Origin of the sequence: Streptomyces sp. NRRL S-350, from assembly GCF_000719705.1 — a bacterium.
Lineage (GTDB): Bacteria > Actinomycetota > Actinomycetes > Streptomycetales > Streptomycetaceae > Kitasatospora.
In genome coordinates, this window is the sequence record NZ_JOHO01000002.1 from 313,231 (window position 1) to 328,099 (window position 14,869).

General features: G+C 72.9%; 15 protein-coding genes. 10 read left to right on the forward strand and 5 right to left on the reverse strand.

The window, feature by feature from the left end; translation table 11 throughout:
• Positions 1-49 precede the first annotated feature (49 nt).
• Together thrS and IF30_RS0102840 are read left to right on the forward strand one after the other, a co-directional pair.
• A complete protein-coding gene (thrS, locus tag IF30_RS0102835) occupies positions 50-1,339 on the forward strand; it encodes a threonine--tRNA ligase (RefSeq protein ID WP_078891080.1) in 1,290 nt (429 codons plus the stop codon).
• A 171-nt stretch (positions 1,340-1,510) separates the two neighbouring features.
• Complete coding sequence (locus tag IF30_RS0102840; RefSeq protein WP_030231383.1) at positions 1,511-2,098, forward strand: hypothetical protein; 588 nt, start codon at positions 1,511-1,513, stop codon at positions 2,096-2,098.
• A gap of 74 nt (positions 2,099-2,172) precedes the next feature.
• On the opposite strand, the gene IF30_RS0102845 is transcribed toward IF30_RS0102840, so the two are convergent.
• The gene (locus IF30_RS0102845) at positions 2,173-2,583 is read right to left on the reverse strand and encodes a VOC family protein (RefSeq protein ID WP_030231385.1); all 411 of its coding nucleotides are present in this window, start codon (positions 2,581-2,583) and stop codon (positions 2,173-2,175) included.
• Between the two features lie 91 nt (positions 2,584-2,674).
• On the opposite strand from IF30_RS0102845, the gene IF30_RS0102850 reads away from it, so the two are divergent.
• The gene (locus tag IF30_RS0102850; protein WP_107054299.1) at positions 2,675-3,193 is read left to right on the forward strand and encodes a MarR family winged helix-turn-helix transcriptional regulator; all 519 of its coding nucleotides are present in this window, start codon (positions 2,675-2,677) and stop codon (positions 3,191-3,193) included.
• Positions 3,194-3,237: 44 nt separating this feature from the next.
• Here IF30_RS0102850 and IF30_RS43175 read toward each other — a convergent pair whose 3' ends face one another.
• A complete protein-coding gene (locus IF30_RS43175) occupies positions 3,238-3,852 on the reverse strand; it encodes a C40 family peptidase (protein ID WP_030231389.1) in 615 nt (204 codons plus the stop codon).
• 200 nt (positions 3,853-4,052) lie between these two features.
• Between IF30_RS43175 and IF30_RS0102860 the strand changes: the two genes are divergently transcribed.
• Positions 4,053-4,457, forward strand: a complete 405-nt coding sequence (locus IF30_RS0102860) for a RidA family protein (protein WP_030231392.1) — start codon at positions 4,053-4,055, stop codon at positions 4,455-4,457.
• 80 nt (positions 4,458-4,537) lie between these two features.
• On the opposite strand, the gene IF30_RS0102865 is transcribed toward IF30_RS0102860, so the two are convergent.
• Both IF30_RS0102865 and IF30_RS0102870 read right to left on the reverse strand, forming a co-directional pair.
• The gene (locus tag IF30_RS0102865) at positions 4,538-5,026 is read right to left on the reverse strand and encodes an SRPBCC family protein (RefSeq protein WP_030231396.1); all 489 of its coding nucleotides are present in this window, start codon (positions 5,024-5,026) and stop codon (positions 4,538-4,540) included.
• A complete protein-coding gene (locus IF30_RS0102870; protein WP_030231399.1) occupies positions 5,023-5,391 on the reverse strand; it encodes an ArsR/SmtB family transcription factor in 369 nt (122 codons plus the stop codon). The genes IF30_RS0102865 and IF30_RS0102870 overlap by 4 nt, the downstream gene beginning before the upstream one ends.
• 279 nt (positions 5,392-5,670) lie before the next feature.
• Between IF30_RS0102870 and IF30_RS0102875 the strand changes: the two genes are divergently transcribed.
• The 5 genes from IF30_RS0102875 to IF30_RS0102895 all read left to right on the forward strand — a co-directional run bounded on the left by IF30_RS0102875 (position 5,671) and on the right by IF30_RS0102895 (position 10,335).
• Positions 5,671-6,054: a cupin domain-containing protein gene (locus IF30_RS0102875; protein WP_037898714.1), complete on the forward strand. Its 384-nt coding sequence runs from the start codon at positions 5,671-5,673 to the stop codon at positions 6,052-6,054.
• Between the two features lie 251 nt (positions 6,055-6,305).
• Positions 6,306-7,088, forward strand: a complete 783-nt coding sequence (locus tag IF30_RS0102880) for a ScbR family autoregulator-binding transcription factor (RefSeq protein WP_063752463.1) — start codon at positions 6,306-6,308, stop codon at positions 7,086-7,088.
• A 316-nt stretch (positions 7,089-7,404) separates the two neighbouring features.
• Positions 7,405-8,367 carry an AfsR/SARP family transcriptional regulator gene (locus IF30_RS0102885; protein ID WP_078891105.1) on the forward strand — a complete coding sequence of 321 codons (963 nt, stop codon included), beginning with the start codon at positions 7,405-7,407 and terminating at the stop codon, positions 8,365-8,367.
• Between the two features lie 98 nt (positions 8,368-8,465).
• Entirely contained in the window at positions 8,466-9,122 is a 657-nt protein-coding gene (locus tag IF30_RS0102890; RefSeq protein WP_030231409.1) for a ScbR family autoregulator-binding transcription factor, read from the forward strand.
• A 421-nt stretch (positions 9,123-9,543) separates the two neighbouring features.
• Entirely contained in the window at positions 9,544-10,335 is a 792-nt protein-coding gene (locus IF30_RS0102895; RefSeq protein ID WP_030231413.1) for a putative protein N(5)-glutamine methyltransferase, read from the forward strand.
• A 99-nt stretch (positions 10,336-10,434) separates the two neighbouring features.
• On the opposite strand, the gene IF30_RS0102900 is transcribed toward IF30_RS0102895, so the two are convergent.
• Positions 10,435-10,863 (reverse strand): PPOX class F420-dependent oxidoreductase, encoded by a 429-nt coding sequence (locus tag IF30_RS0102900; protein ID WP_030231415.1) that lies wholly within the window; start codon positions 10,861-10,863, stop codon positions 10,435-10,437.
• Positions 10,864-11,615: 752 nt separating this feature from the next.
• Here IF30_RS0102900 and IF30_RS0102905 point away from each other — a divergent pair.
• Positions 11,616-14,321: a glycosyl hydrolase gene (locus IF30_RS0102905; protein ID WP_420791114.1), complete on the forward strand. Its 2,706-nt coding sequence runs from the start codon at positions 11,616-11,618 to the stop codon at positions 14,319-14,321.
• Positions 14,322-14,869: the final 548 nt, after the last annotated feature.

The window sequence follows — 14,869 nt, forward strand, 5'->3', positions numbered from 1 at the left end:
GTCGTTCCCGGCTCCACTCGCCTGCGGCCCCAGAGTGGAGACCACCGCCATGAACGACCACCGCAAGCACGACCACCGCAAGCACGACCACCGCAAGCACGACCACCCGCAGCGCGACCACCGCAGGCTCGGCCGCGAGCTCGACCTCTTCGACACCGACCCGCTGATGGGCTCCGGCCTGCCGTACTGGCTGCCCGACGGCGCCGCCATCCGGCACTCGCTGGAGGAGTTCATCCGCGGCCGTGAGCGCCGGGCCGGCTACCGCCACGTCTACTCGCCGGTGCTCGGCAAACGCGAGCTGTACGAGATCTCCGGTCACTGGGCGCACTACCGCGAGGACATGTTCCCGCCCATGGAACTGGGCTCGGAGGAGATGGTGCTGCGGCCCAGCCTCTGTCCGCACCATGCGCTGATCTTCCGGTCCCGCTCCCACAGCTACCGGGAACTTCCGCTGCGCATGGCCGAGTTGGGCGGCATGTACCGTTCCGAGCGGTCCGGGGTGCTGGGCGGGCTGACCAGGGTCCGGGCGATCCAGCTGAACGACGCGCACGTGTTCTGCACCCCGGAGCAGGCCGCCGACGAAGCGGTCGCCGCACTGGAGCTGATCCGCGAGGCGCACCGGGCGCTCGGCATCGTGCCGGTTCGTCACCGGCTCTCGCTGCCCGGTGAGGGCGGCAAGTACGTGGCGGATCCGGCGCTGTGGGAGCGTGCCACCGCACTGCTCACCGACGTGCTGGAGCGGTCCGGGGTGCCGTTCGAGGCAGCGGAGGGCGAGGCCGCGTTCTACGGGCCGAAGATCGACGTGCAGATCGCCGACGGGACCGGGCGCGAGTTCACCCTCTCGACCGTGCAGATCGACTTCCACCAGCCCGAGCGTTTCGACCTGCACTACATCGGCCCGGACGGCGCCAAGCACCGCCCGGTGATGGTCCACCGGAGCGTGATCGGAAGCGTCGAGCGGGTGGTTGCCCACCTGATCGAGCTGTACGGCGGCGCGTTCCCGGCCTGGCTGGCGCCCGTCCAGGTCGTCCTGCTGCCGATCTCCGAGGCCGAACTGCCGCAGGCCGAACGGCTCCGGCAGCGCTGCCTGGACCTCGGCCTGCGCGCCGAGGTCGCCGGGCCCGAGCACGGCACCCTCGGCGCCCGGATCCGGGCGGCCCGGCTGGTGCCGTACCAGGCGGTGATCGGCGCCAAGGAGGCCGTGGACGACCGGGTGGCGCTGCGCCTGCGGGACGGCCGACGGCTGGAACCGCTGGCGGCGGAGGAGGTGTGGGCGCGGATCGGCGGGCTGGTGGCCGCGTGCAGCGCCGAGCTGTGGGAGGACAGCGCCGGGGAGTGACCCGGCCTCGTGCGCCGGACGCGCCGTCAATCCGGTGGCATGCGTACGACTAGTGCGGTGCGCGGTGTGTCGGCGGCGCCGGGGGCAGCGGCCGCCCGTCGAATGGGCGCGGCGGCCGCCGCCCCCCGGCGCCGCTGCTGTCCCCACCCGTACCTGTACCGGAGGTATCCCATGCGCATCCCGCGCATCCCGCGCATCCCGCGCAGACTCGCCGCTCCCGCACTCGCCGGCTGTCTCGCCCTCGCCGGGGCGGTCGCCGCCGCCCCGGCCGCCCCGGCCGCCCCGACGGCCCCGGTCGGATCGGTAAGGCTCCGCCCGCTGCCCGTACCCGACGTCCAGTACTGCGCCGCCGTGCTCGGGCACGTGCCGGGCGCGGACGGCGCCTCGCCCCTCCTCGGCCGGGCCTGCTCGCCGGACTCCCGGGCCGACGCGCTCGCCCGGGCCGACGGCCGGACCCGCACGGCGGCGCAACCGGCCGACCGCACGCTGCTGCTGGAGGAGTACAAGGACGTCAACTACGGCGGTGGCGTCATCTACACCTTCTACGGCGACGCGGGCGGCTGTGACTCGACGGGGTACCACCTGGTCAACTACATCGACGTGGCGCTGAGCGTGTCCTCGATGCAGGGGTACAACAACTGCAACACCGTCCACCTCTGGTCGCCGCTCGGTGACGAGGAGGTCCTGGGCCTGCCGGCCGGCTACCTCGGAGCGAAGTTCAACGACGCCGTGCGCGAGCTGCAGGTGTACCACGGCTGACGGGTCGCCCGCCATCCCGCCCGCCGCCCACCCACGGGCGGGCGGCGGGCGGAGTCGGGTGTGGGCGCGCCGGGTCAGTAGGACTGCAGCTCGACCAAGTGGCCGTCCGGGTCGCGCAGGTGGGCGGTGCGCAGGTTCGGCCCCCACTCCGGGCGGTCGGCAGCAGGGACGGCCGGGGTGCCGCCGTGGCGCAGGCAGAGGTCGAGGGCGGCGTCCACGTCGTCCACCCGGAACACCAGCATCGAGGTGTCCTGCGCGGGTGCGGTGGGGCGGGCGGGCAGGTCGGCGGTGCCGAGGGTGGCGGCCATCGCGGAGCGGTCGTAGAGCACCAGGACGGCCTGGTCGGCGACGTCCCAGTTGGCGTACGGGCCCTCGGGTGCGCCCTTGACCAGGGTGGCGCCGGTGAGGGGCGGGAGTATCGCGCGGTAGAAGGCGAAGCAGTCGGCGAAGCGGGTGACGAGCAGGCGGGGATACGGGGCGTCCATGGTCGAACTCCTGGGCTCGGTGGGCTGGAATCCATCATCGGGAAATTAGTGGGTCGCTACCCACTATAGGGAGAGACCCTAGAATGCCGCCATGACTTCCCAGCCTCCGCCGCCCGCCCCGGCCGCCCCTGCCGGGGCCGCCCCCACCGAGGCAGCCCCTGCGGACCTCCCGCCGACGCTGCTGGACCTGAGCACCTACCTGCTCTCCCGGGTCGGCAAGACCGCACGGGGCCGACTCGCCGAACGGCTCGGCACACGCGGACTGCGGCTCTGGGACATGGCGGTCCTGGCATCGCTCGCCGACTTCGGCCCCCAGGCTCAGCGGGACCTGGTGCGGCGGCTGGGCATCGACCCGAGCGATCTGGCCAAGGTCGCCGACCAGCTCGCGGCCGCCGGGTACGTCGAGCGCGCCCGGGACCGGGCCGACCGGCGCCGGGTCTCGGTCTCGATCACCGACACCGGGCGGGCGCTGCTCGCCGAACTCGACGCGCAGGCCCGGGCGGTGCAGGACGAGGTGCTCGCGCCGTTGGACCCGCGGGAGCGGCAGGTGCTTCAGGGGCTGCTGCTGCGGGTCCACCACGGGTTGGGGGAGCGCGGCGGCGGGCTGTGAACGGCGGGCTGTGAGGGGGGTGAACGGGGCGTCCGCGCGGGGCGTCAGGCGGTGGGCGGCCCGGGGCGGCGGGCACCGGCGAACTCGCCCGCCCAGCGCGGGACGTCCAGCACGTGCTCGACCCGGGCGACCAGCGTCCCGGTGCGCTCGGCGTGGATCATCGCGCCGTCCCCGACGTGGATTCCGACGTGGTGCAGAGGTGCGTCGGGGCGGGAGAAGAACAACAGGTCGCCGGGGGCGAGCGCGTCGCGGCCCACCGGGGCACTGCGGTTGAACTGGGCGACCGTGTAGTGCCCCAGCTCGACCGTGCCGTTGCTGGCCCGGTACCAGCAGTAGAGCGACAGGCCGCTGCAGTCGAAGCCGACCGTCTTCTCGCCCAGGCACTGGCCGTCGAGGTAGCCGTTCTGGTCGTCGCAGAAGCCCAGCCCCGGACCGAGGCGGTCGCCACCGCCCCAGGCGTACGGCACGCCGAGCTGCGCTGTGGCCACGTCGGCGACCCGCCGACCCAGCTCGGCGGCGGACGACGGACTCGCGTGGGCTTCCGGGGAGAGAGCCGGGACCAGGCCGGCCCCGAGCGCGAGGCCGAGCACGCGGCGCCGTCCGACGCCGGAGGATCCGGCCTCGCCGGCGTGGTCGAGGTCGGGCGGTCGGGGTTCCATGAGGCGGCTCCCAGGGCGGTCGTGGTGCGGGTGCGCACCAGGATCCCGTTCCGGTGGGGCCGTCCGCCATCACCCGGAACGGTGAATCGTGCGCGTGCGGACCCTGAAGCGGAGCGACCGTTGCCCGTAAATGGTTTGACGGTCGTTCAGGAGAGGCCAACGATGGGCTCGAACGTTCGGTCGAACCGTCGGAGGACCCCATGAGCAGCGCCGTCAAGCTGATCCGCGCCACGCGGCTCACCCCGGCCGTCGACTACGCCTACGGGGCGCTGGTCGATGCCCCGGCCCGCTCGCTCTGGCTCGCCGGGGCCTGCCCGCTCGACGAGCAGGGCCGGACGGTCGCCGTCGGGGACTACGAGGGGCAGACCCATCAGGTGATGCGCAACCTGATGACCGTGCTGGAGGAGGCGGGCGCCGGGCTCACCGACATCGTCCGGACCACCGTGTACGTGGCCTCCGCCGACCAGGCCGACCTGGTGAAGGCGTGGAACGTGTACCGCTCCTACATGGGCGAGCACGACGCGCCCAGCACCCTGCTCGGCGTCACGGTGCTGGGCTACGCCGACCAGCTGGTGGAGGTGGAGGCCGTGGCCGTCCTGCCCTGAGCAGCCGGGCGTGCGGCCCGGCTGCGGGGGTGGCGTGGAGGTGCGGGGGTGCGGGGTTGCGGTAGGCCGGGTGTCGCGGGTCAGAGGGCGGCGAGCAGGGCGTCCAGCTGCCGGTATCCCTCGACCACGCCGTGTTCCATGCCGCTGGCCAGGATGGCGTCCCGCGCCGCGAGGCTGTCGACTACCGACAGCACGGTGACGCGGGTGCGGCCTTCCCCGGCCGGTTCGAAGGTCGCGGTGTCGAGCGAGACGCCGTCCGGCACGCCCTCGAACGTGAAGGTCTGGACGAGCCGCGTGGCCGGCCGGACTTCGTGGAAGGAACCGTAGAAGGCGGCGACTTCCTGGCCCTCGCGGTGCATCGAGTAGCGGTAGCGCCCGCCGGTGCGCCCCTCCCAGGTGTCGATCTTCATGTCGAGGTCCTTCGGTCCGAGCCATCGGGCGACGAGTTCGGGCTCGATCCAGGCCCGGAACACCCGGTCCTGCGGGGCGTCGAACTCGCGGACGATCCGAATGGTGGGCAGCTGCGGGTCCGCCTCGATCCGGGTCTCACGGTCGGTGCTGGAAGTCATGACGGGGCTCCTTCGGTGTGCTCGACTCGGTGGTCGCCTTCGTCGTCGGCCAGGTCGGTGAGGAGGACGTCCAGGCGGCGGAACCGCTCCTCGGCGTGGAGCCGGTACCGCTCGATCCAGCTCGTCATCAGGTCGAACACCTGCGGTTCCAAGTGGCACGGTCGCCGCTGTCCGTCCCGGCTGCGACTCACCAGCCCGGCCTCCTCGAGCACCTTCAGGTGCTTGGAGACGGCCTGCATGGACATCGCGTAGGACTCCGCCAGCTCACCCACGGACGCGTCCCGGACCGCCAGCCGCGCCACGATGTCGCGCCGCGTCGGATCCGCGAGAGCCACGAACGCTCGGGACAGCTGGTCGACAGCCACTACGCACTCCCACTCATCCTCAACCGATTGGTTGTGAACAACGCTACGCCCCTCGCTCGGGATACTCAACCGGTTGGTTGTGGAAGCCGTCGGGGCGGAGAAAGCTCACCCACCAGCCGTCGCGGGGCAGCCCGGCGGCGGATCGCGCTGCCCTGCTCCTCGCGGTCGGGCTGCCCCGGTGGGGCGGTGTCCAGGCCCGGATGCGCCCTGCCGGACGGGGTGATGGACTCGAAACGACGGGAAGTCTCGGGGGTCATCGCGGAGAGGAGGGCCGAACCGATGCCGAAGGTATCCAAGCAGTCGGCGACGCAGATCCAGGAGTTCGGGCCGGTGACCGACCGCCGTGAGGAGATGGACGGCTACACGGTCGAATTCGTCTCCTTCGCGGCCGATGCCGACCTCGACGGGCCGCTTCAGGCACTGCCCGACGGTGCATGCCAGTGTCCGCACTGGGGCTACGTCATCGCGGGTCGCATGCGCTTCGTCTTCGGCGACCAGGAGGAGGTGTACGAGGCCGGCGACGCCTTCTATCAGCCGCCGGGACATCGGCCGTACGTCGACGCCGGGACCGAGGTCCTGCAGTTCAGTCCGACCGACAAGCTCGCCAGTACCGAGCAGGCCATCGCGGACTGGATGAGTCGCGGGCAGGGCGGTACACCGTAAGCCGCTCCTCCCCAGGTCGATAGGAAACCTATCGTTCGGTTTTTTGTGTCAGCAGGGCGAACGGTGGCCGATTCGGCGGAGGGTAGGTGCAGGCCGGGCTGCGCGAGGCTGGTGCGCCAGGCGCATTCGAGGGTGGGCGAGGGGCTCCGGGGGGATTGACCGGCCCGCGTCTTGTCGGTTGCGGGTGGGGCGTAGCTAAGATACGGGGTGTTTGGTTTTGTTTTCCGGCAGCTCAGGGTGGGGTGGTTGCGGTGGTACGGCAGGAGCGGGCGCTCCGGACGCGTCGGCTGATCCTGGAGGCGGCGGCGTCGGTGTTCGACGAGTTCGGGTACGAGGGGGCGACCATCGGCGAGGTGGTCTCGCGGGCCGGTGTGACGCGGGGTGCGGTGTATTTCCACTTCGCGTCGAAGCGTGATCTCGCGCAGGGCGTGGTGGAGGAGCAGTTCGTCCAGGACGCAGTGCCCGAACGGAGCTGCAAGCTCCAGGAGTTCGTCGACACCGGGATGGTGGTGGCGCACCTGATGCCGCGTGACCCCCTGCTGAGTGCCGGGGCCCGGCTGTCGCTGGGCCAGGACGTGTTCGACGATCTCGGGGGCGGCGCGATCCCCGGGTGGATCGGTCGGATGGAGGCGTTGCTCGTCGCGGCCGGCGAGCGTGGCGAGCTGCTGCCGCACGTCGTCCCCGCGGACACCGCGTGGCTGATCGTCGCGGCGTGGACCGGAGTCCAGATCCAGTCTCAGAAACTCTGCGGGCGTGCGGACTTGGAGCTGCGGGCGTCGGGTCTGTTCCAGCACCTGATGCCGAGCATCGCGGTGCCGGGAGTGCTCGTTTCGCTGCAGATGGGGCCGGAGCGCGGTGCCCAGGTGGTCGCGGAGGCTGCGGCGACCCGTGCGGCAGGAGCGGGCGGCGAGGACGGCGGCGAGCGGAGCGAGGGCGGGGAGGCATCGGTCGAGGTCGAGGCATCGGTCGAGGCGCCGGCCGGGCTGCAGGTCGGTGCACCGGTCGGGGCACGGGCGGGGGTCGGCGTGGGCTGAGTCGACTGACGACGGCTCAGTCGACTGCCTGGCCCCGGGAAGGCGGGTTCGGGGGCGGCGGGCTCCCTGGCGGCGGCGGGATCCGAGGGGTCCGGCGCCGCCTTTGGTTTGCCTCGGGCCGGATGCGATTCGTGTTGGCATGGTTTCGCACGGTAGTCGGAGGTGTCAGCGAGGAAAACAAACAGCACGTTCGGTTTTGTATTGACAAACCGTGCGTCCTGTTTTTCACTGGTGACAGTTGCCCCCAGGGGTGTCGACCCGGGTGCCGGCCGCGGCGGAGAAGCTTGCGGCGTTCCGTGTGATTGGGGTGGTCATCGTGGAAATTCGGGTGCTCGGGGCGTTGGACGTCCGAGTGTGCGGGGTGTCGGTGGTGCCGTCGGCGCCGAAGCCGCGCCAGGTGTTGGGGGTGTTGGCGCTCCGGGCGGACCAGGTGGTGCCGGCGGGGGTGCTGGCCGACGAGCTGTGGTCCGGCCGTCCGCCGCGCAGCGCGCGCACCACCGTGCAGACATACGTCCTGCAACTGCGCGACCTGATCGACCGGGCGCTCACCCGGGCCGCTTCGACAGCCGGCGCGACGGCCGGTTCGACAGCAGGTTCGACGGCCGGGGTGTCCTGCGCCAAGGACATCCTGGTGACGTCGCCTGGCGGCTACATGCTGAACAGCGGTGGCGGGGTGACGGACGTCCGGGAGTTCGAGCGGTTGGCCGGCATGGGATACCGGGCGATGGATGCCGAGGACCACCCGCTGGCCGCCCGGCAGTTGGGCGAGGCACTGGCGTTGTGGCGCGGTCCGGCCTTCGCTGACGTCCCGGTCGGCGGCCAACTCGCCGTCGAGGCCAAGCGGTTGGAGGAGACCAGACTCTGCGCGCTGGACCAGCGGATCGATGTCGATCTGCGGCTGGGCCGGCACCGGGTGCTGCTGGCCGAACTCACCGTCCTGGTCGACCGCTACCGCACCCACGAAAGCCTGCACGGCCAGTACATGGTCGCCCTGCACCGCTCCGGGCGCCGAGGCGAGGCACTGGAGGCCTACCAGCGGCTGCGCAACACCCTGGTACGGGAGTTGGGCATGGAGCCCTCGGTCGGACTGCGCCGCCTGCAGCGTTCCATCCTGCTCGCCGCTCCGGAGCGGGCGGAGCGCGAACCGGCAGCCGTCACCTCGACCGCGACCGCCGGTACCACGGTCGCTGCGGCTGCGGCTGCGGCAGCGGGCGTGACAGCGGGGCCGGAGGTCGCGGCGGCCCGGCTCGGCATGGCCGGACTGAGCCGCGTCGGCTGAGAAGGCCGGCTGGGCAGGGCGGTCGGAGGACCGGCGCCGACCGGGGGCCGCCGGCTCCGGTCGTAACGTGCTTGTCGTCGTGAGGGGTTGTGGGACGAGTGGTCCAGGAGAGGTCGGAACGGACGCGCGGGCGGCTGGTGGAGGCGGGGGCGGCACTGTTCGACCGTCGAGGTTACGCCGGTGCCACCCTCGGGGAGATCGCCGCCGCGGCAGGGGTGACGAAGGGGGCGCTCTACTTCCACTTCGCCTCCAAGGAGGAGCTGGCCAGGGCCGTGTTCGACCAGGCCGCGTGCTCGCTGCGGTCGGCCTGGGGCGGCCCGAGCGCCCCGTCGTCACCGCTCCAGGGGCTGATCGACGCCGGGTACTGGCTGGTCGACGCGTTGGGGGCGGACCCGGTGGTCCGGGCGGCGTTCCGCCTCGGCCGTGAGGACGGCGGCTGGCAGACGGATCCCCCGTACGCCTTCGCGGGGGTGCGGGGCTTCCACAGCGTCTGGGCGGCCGTCGTCCGGGATCTGCTGGCCGGGGCCCGCCGTGCTGGTGAACTGCGCGGCCGCTCGGGTGGGCCCGGCCCCGAGACCCTGGTGGTGACCGCCGCCTGCGGCCTGGAGGTGGTGTTCGCCGACGGCTGCCCGGTCGAGGAGCGCGCCCGCCGGGTCGGCGCCCTGTGGGAGTGGCTGCTGCCGTGCCTCGTCCCGCCGGGCACCGTCGGCGCCTACCGCACCAGGCCGCCGGCCCCGCAGCCCCAGCCCGCCTGACCGGCCTCGGCCCGGTCCAGGCGGCTCGCCCCGCACGGCGGGGCACGGAGCCGGCCAACCCGACGGAGCCGACGGCAGGTTGGCGGGCGGCGCGGAGTCCCGATGGTGTGCGGGCACGCCGGCAAGGACCGGCCCGGCCGGCGGTCGGGGCTCCCCCCGGGTGCCGTCGCGGCCCCGAGCACTGCCCTCGGGACCTTCCGGCCGTGCGGTAGGGTGGCCGACGCCGAGTATGACCGCGATTCAGGGAGGTGAGACCCATTACCGGAATGTCCGAGCGGGTGCTCCCGGAGTGCGGCCGCGCGGGCGCCTCACGCGCGTAGCGCGGATGGCGCGCCGACGCGGTGTCGGCCTTGCGGGAGCCCTGACGGAGTCGTTCGTCCTTCTTCGTCCGCCTTCCTCCCGTCTCCCCGAGGGGTTTCTCTTGCCGGTCTTCTCCTCCGCCGCCCTCCGTTCCTCGGTGATCTCCCGGCTGCGCGCCGCCGGTTGCGTGTTCGCCGAGGACGAGGCGCGCATCCTGCTCGCCGCCGCCGCCTCACCCGCCGACCTGGCCGCCAAGGTCCGGGCCCGCGCCGACGGGCACCCGCTCGAACACGTCGTCGGCTGGGCCGAGTTCGCCGGTCTGCGGATCGCCGTCGACCCGGGCGTTTTCGTCCCCCGGCGGCGCAGCGAGTTCCTGGCCGCCGCCGCCACCGCGCTGGCCGGCCCGGGCTCGGTCGTCCTCGACCTGTGCTGCGGCAGCGGCGCGCTGGGCGCCGCCGTGGCGGCCGGGGTCGCGCACCCCGTCGAACTGCACGCGGCCGACATCGATCCGACCGCCGTCCGCTGCGCCCGTCGCAACCTGGCCGGGACCGGGGCGCGGGTCCACGAGGGCGACCTGTTCGCCGCCCTGCCCGACGCGCTTCGCGGCCGGGTGGACGTGCTGATCGCCAACGTCCCGTACGTCCCGACCGGCGACCTCGCCCTGCTGCCGCCCGAGGCGCGGCTGCACGAGGCCCGGCCGGCGTTGGACGGCGGCGCGGACGGGCTGGACGTGCTGCGCAGGATGGTCGAGGAGGCACCGCGGTGGCTCGCGCCCGGCGGGTCGCTGCTGTTCGAGACCAGCGAGCGGCAGGCGCCTGCCGCCCTCGCGGTGACCCGGGCGGCCGGGCTGGCGGCGGTGGAGAGCCGGCACGAGGACCTGGACGCGACGGTGGTCACCGCGACGCTGCGCTGACCGGCGCCGGTCGGCGGCGCCGACCCGGCCGTGCCGGTCGGCACAACGGCCCGGGCCGCCGCTCCCACAGCGCGACGGCCCGGGCCGACCCTGTGTTGTTCAGAGGTGGGTGCCGTACACGTGGTCGACCGGGATGGTGAGGAGTACGCGGCGGTCGGCGACCATCGCCGCGCGGTACTCCGCCCAGTCGGGGTGCTCCCCGGCGGCGCGGCGGTAGTAGTCGACCAGCGCCTCGGCCTCGGGGCCGTCGGGGTCGGTGCCCGGGCCGGTGAGCGTGGCGACGCCCTCGGCGGTGGCCCAGGAGCGCCCGTCCGGCCCGGTCACCTCCAGGCTCGCCCGGGGATCCCGGCGCAGGTTGGCCGTCTTGGCCAGTCCGTCCCGGGTGGAGATCAGGATGGCGTTCGCCTCCCGGTCGTAGAACGGCAGGACGGGGGAGAGTTGGGGCCGGCCGTCCGCCTTGATGGTGGCGAGGACGCCGAGGCGGCTCTGCGCGAGCAGTGCGTAGGGGTCGAAAGACGTAGTGGTCATGGAGCCATCATCTGCCCTCGCGCCGGTGTGAACGTCGATGAACGTCGATGCGCGCCAGGCGTGTTGCCGACTCGGGGGGCGATGCGCGCCAGGCGTGTTGCCGACTCGGGGGTGCCAAGGGCGGCGCGCACGACGACGGCCGGGGGAGGGCCTGCGGGGAAGCTCGGGACTGTGTCGCGACGCCCGTGCCCGACGGCCGGGCCCGGGGCGCGAACTGACGCCACGGAGTGTCCGGTCGACCTGACGGTGGGCCGGCGTGCGTCCGTCCGAGTCGAGGGGATGCCGCACGCCGAGCTGCCGCGAAGGGGCTGTCAGTGCCGGGTGGTACGTTCCGCGCATGGAGAGAAGAACACCCGTCACACCGCTCGGGCCGGCCGACCTCGGGACGGTTCGGCCGGGCGACCGCGCCCCGCCGCGCCGGCTGCTCATCCACCTGCCTCCACATGGCGGAGGAGACGGCGCGGCCCGGGCACCCGGACACCGCGCGGGAGTTGACCGACGGGGGCGCGGGAGACCATCAGTGGACCTGACCTCGCGCCGCCGGCGTCGGGGCGGCGCCCGGACCGCCCTCCCGGTTGTTTCGCAGGGAGGGAGAGGCATTCGGTTTTCCTGAACTGTCTTAACTGATTTGGTTTTAGGCATTCGTTATGTGCAATCCCTTCCGGCCGCCCGGTACGACCCGCGAAGCTTCGGTCGGATTCCGCCGGAGCCGCGCGACCGCGCGGCCCGCCGCAAGGGGAGGACCCTTCATCGTGTCCAACAGGCAACGCCGACGGCTGCTGCTGCCCGCCGTCACGCTCACCGCGCTCGGACTGACCACCACCCAGGCCCTCGCCGCGCCCGCCGAAGCGCCCGACCAGCGCCCGCACCAGGCCCAACACCAGGCGGAGATCGGGAAGAAGCACGCGAAGAAGGTCCAGGGCGCGGCCGCGACCGCCGGCCCGGCCTTCAGCGCCAAGGCCGACGCCCCCGGTGAGGACGAGGGCGACGAGGCGGAGAACTCCGCCGAGGGCACCGCCCAGTACACCGAGGCGCGCACCGCCCCCGGCGTGGTCGCGCCGGGGGCCTACAGTGCGGCCTGGGCGCAGCTGCAGTCGATGCCGCGCACCGGCGGCAGCTGGGACCACGTCACCAACAAGCCGTACAACTCCGACGACGCCCGCTACCGCGACGTCAACTCCAACTCCAGCGGCGGGTCCGGCTACGTGACCGGCCGGATCACCGGCATCGCCGCCGACGACGACGGCTACGTGTACGCGGGCGGCGCCAACGGCGGCGTCTTCCGCTCCCGCACCGGCGGCGGGCAGTGGCAGTCCATCTCGGACAAGCTGCCGTCGCTCTCCACCGGCACGCTGAACCTCGACGGGGGCGGCCGGCTCTGGTACGCCACCGGCGAGTCCAACACCGGCGCCACCTCCTACGTCGGCACCGGCGTGTACGTGCTGGCCGATCCCAAGCACGGCGAGTTCCGGCCGGGCAACCGGGTGGGCGGAGCCGAGCTGGAGTCGACGATCATCCACGCGCTGCGCTTCGGCGGCGGCAAGGTGTGGGCGGCCACCAGCCGTGGCGTCTGGAGCCACTCGGAGACGGACCTCTCGGGCCCGTGGACGCTCGAATTCGCGCCCAACCCGGAGTACCTGCCCGGTGGTTCGAAGGCGGGTGACCCGGCCGCGCCGTACAAGAACATCGCCAACGACATCGCGATCGACCCCAAGGATCCGAGCAAGGTCGTCCTGGCGGTCGGGTGGCGCGGGGGCGACACCTACAACGGCTTCTACAGCAAGGCCGCGGACGGCACCTGGCAGCGCGTCGCCTCGCTGGGCGACCTGCCGACCGACGCCGCGAACGTCGGCAACGTGACCTTCGCCGCCTCCGCGGACGGCTCGCGCTACTACGCGATCGACCAGTCCCCGGCGGTCATGGCGAGCGACCCGGACACCGGCCTCAAGGGCATCTACGTCTCCAAGTCCGGCTCGCCGCTCGGGCCGTGGACCCAGATCGCGGACAAGGACAAGCTGAAGAACTCCGGCTCGGCCCTTCAGGACCCGGGCTACCAGCCGGGCATCCAGGCCTGGTACAACCAGTTCCTCCAGGTCGACCCGGCCGACCCGGACCACGTCTACGCGGGCCTCGAAGAGGTCCTGGAGACGAAGAACGGCGGCTCCACCTGGACCGTCCCGGGCCCGTACTGGAACTTCGGCTTCCCGTGCTGGAGCATCGACCCGGCCAAGCAGACCGGGGACTGCTCACCGACCACCCACTCCGACCAGCACGCCGTCGCCTTCGGCAGCTACCAGGGCAAGACCAGCGTGTACGTCGGCAACGACGGCGGCATCTACCGCCGCCCGGTCAACGGCGCGGCCGACGCCTCCGGCCACGCCACCGACTGGAAGTCGCTGGCCGACGGCACCATGGACACCCTGCAGTACTACTCGGTCGGCGTCGGCACGGACCCGGCGGACCGCTCGGGCCGGGGCGTCATCGTCAGCGGCGGCCTCCAGGACAACGGCGAGTCCATCCTGCGCGCCCACGACAAGGTGATGGGCTCGAACTTCGGCGGCGACGGCGCCGACACGCTCGTCGACCCGAACAACGGCTGCAACATCGCCGAGGAGTACGTCTACCTCGACATGTGGGTCACCCAGAACTGCGCCGTCAACAACGGCGTCTGGAAGACCGATCCGACCAAGGCCACCTCCTACGAGGTCGCCCCGCCCGACAAGGACACCAGCGCCGCGCGCTTCATCGCGCCGATCACCAGCGATCCGAAGGACGTCAACACCTGGATCGCCGGCGGCCAGCACGTCTGGGTCCAGCACAAGGGCTACGCGATCCGCAGCGGCAGCGAATGGACCTCCGCCTACGACCTGGGCGCCGGCCACGTCGCCACCGCCGTCGCCACCGTGGACGGCACCGTGTACGCGGGCTGGTGCGGTCCGTGCAACAACGTCGGCTTCAGCCGCGGCATCGCGGTCGGCAAGACCGACGGCACCGGCTGGCACCAGCTCAACCTGCCCGTCGACGGCACCCTGCCGAACCGCTACGTCTCCTCCTTCGCGGTGGACGAGACCGACGCCCAGCACGTCGTCGTCGCCTTCAACGGCTTCTCTCGCACCTGGACGGAGGGCCCCGGCGCGGGCATCGGCCACGTCTTCGAGACCCGCGACGGCGGCGCCACCTGGACCGACATCTCGGCCGACCTGCCCGACGTCCCCGCCACCACGGTGAAGATCCTGCCGAACGGCGGCCTCGCCCTCGGCACCGACCTCGCCGCCTTCTACCGCGCGCCCGGCACGACCGACTGGCGCATCCTCGGCCGCAACCTGCCCACCACCGCGGTCCAGCAGCTGAAGACCGGCCCGGACGGCAAGCTCTACGCCGCCACCTTCGGGCGCGGCATCTGGTCCTTCGACCTGCGCCGCCTCGGGCACGGCCGCTACGACGAGACCGAGGACTGATCACACCCGCATCGACCGCCGGTGCCCGGCCCGCTCGTCCCGAGCCGGCCGGGCACCGGCCTGACCCTCGATCGCCGACCTCACCCTGACCAGCCGGCACCGGCGATCCGGAACCCACCCGCCGCCTCGGCCGTCCAAGCGCGACAGCACGAGACCGGAGGCAGTCACCCGTGAACAGACCCGTCGCGCTCCCGGCAGCCGCCCTGATCCTCGTTCTCACGGCCAGTGCCTGCGCGTCCGGCGCCGGCGCCTCGCCCACCCCGGCGATCTCGCCCGGCACTGCTCCCGGCACCTCTCCCGGCACCTCTCCCGCACGGAGCACGGGCCCGGCACCCCTCCCGGCAGGCACCCCGGGCCGGACGACCACCGCCCAACACACCGCGCCGACGCCCACCTCCGGCACCACGCCCTCGGCCGACGCCGGACCGGCCGCCACGCCGTCCGCTGCGTACCGCACCCCGACTCCGGGAAGGATGCCGCCCCAGGCACCCGCACCCGGGTTGAGCGACGCACCCACCAGCGCGGCGAGCAGCGTCGCCGGCCGTCCC

Excerpts from the sequence above, each read along its gene's own strand:
- thrS (WP_078891080.1), top strand. The coding sequence starts at position 50 with ATGAACGACCACCGCAAGCACGACCACCGCAAGCACGACCACCGCAAG.
- IF30_RS0102840 (WP_030231383.1), top strand. The coding sequence starts at position 1,511 with ATGCGCATCCCGCGCATCCCGCGCATCCCGCGCAGACTCGCCGCTCCC.
- IF30_RS0102845 (WP_030231385.1), bottom strand. The coding sequence starts at position 2,583 with ATGGACGCCCCGTATCCCCGCCTGCTCGTCACCCGCTTCGCCGACTGC.
- IF30_RS0102850 (WP_107054299.1), top strand. The coding sequence starts at position 2,675 with ATGACTTCCCAGCCTCCGCCGCCCGCCCCGGCCGCCCCTGCCGGGGCC.
- IF30_RS43175 (WP_030231389.1), bottom strand. The coding sequence starts at position 3,852 with ATGGAACCCCGACCGCCCGACCTCGACCACGCCGGCGAGGCCGGATCC.
- IF30_RS0102860 (WP_030231392.1), top strand. The coding sequence starts at position 4,053 with ATGAGCAGCGCCGTCAAGCTGATCCGCGCCACGCGGCTCACCCCGGCC.
- IF30_RS0102865 (WP_030231396.1), bottom strand. The coding sequence starts at position 5,026 with ATGACTTCCAGCACCGACCGTGAGACCCGGATCGAGGCGGACCCGCAG.
- IF30_RS0102875 (WP_037898714.1), top strand. The coding sequence starts at position 5,671 with ATGCCGAAGGTATCCAAGCAGTCGGCGACGCAGATCCAGGAGTTCGGG.
- IF30_RS0102900 (WP_030231415.1), bottom strand. The coding sequence starts at position 10,863 with ATGACCACTACGTCTTTCGACCCCTACGCACTGCTCGCGCAGAGCCGC.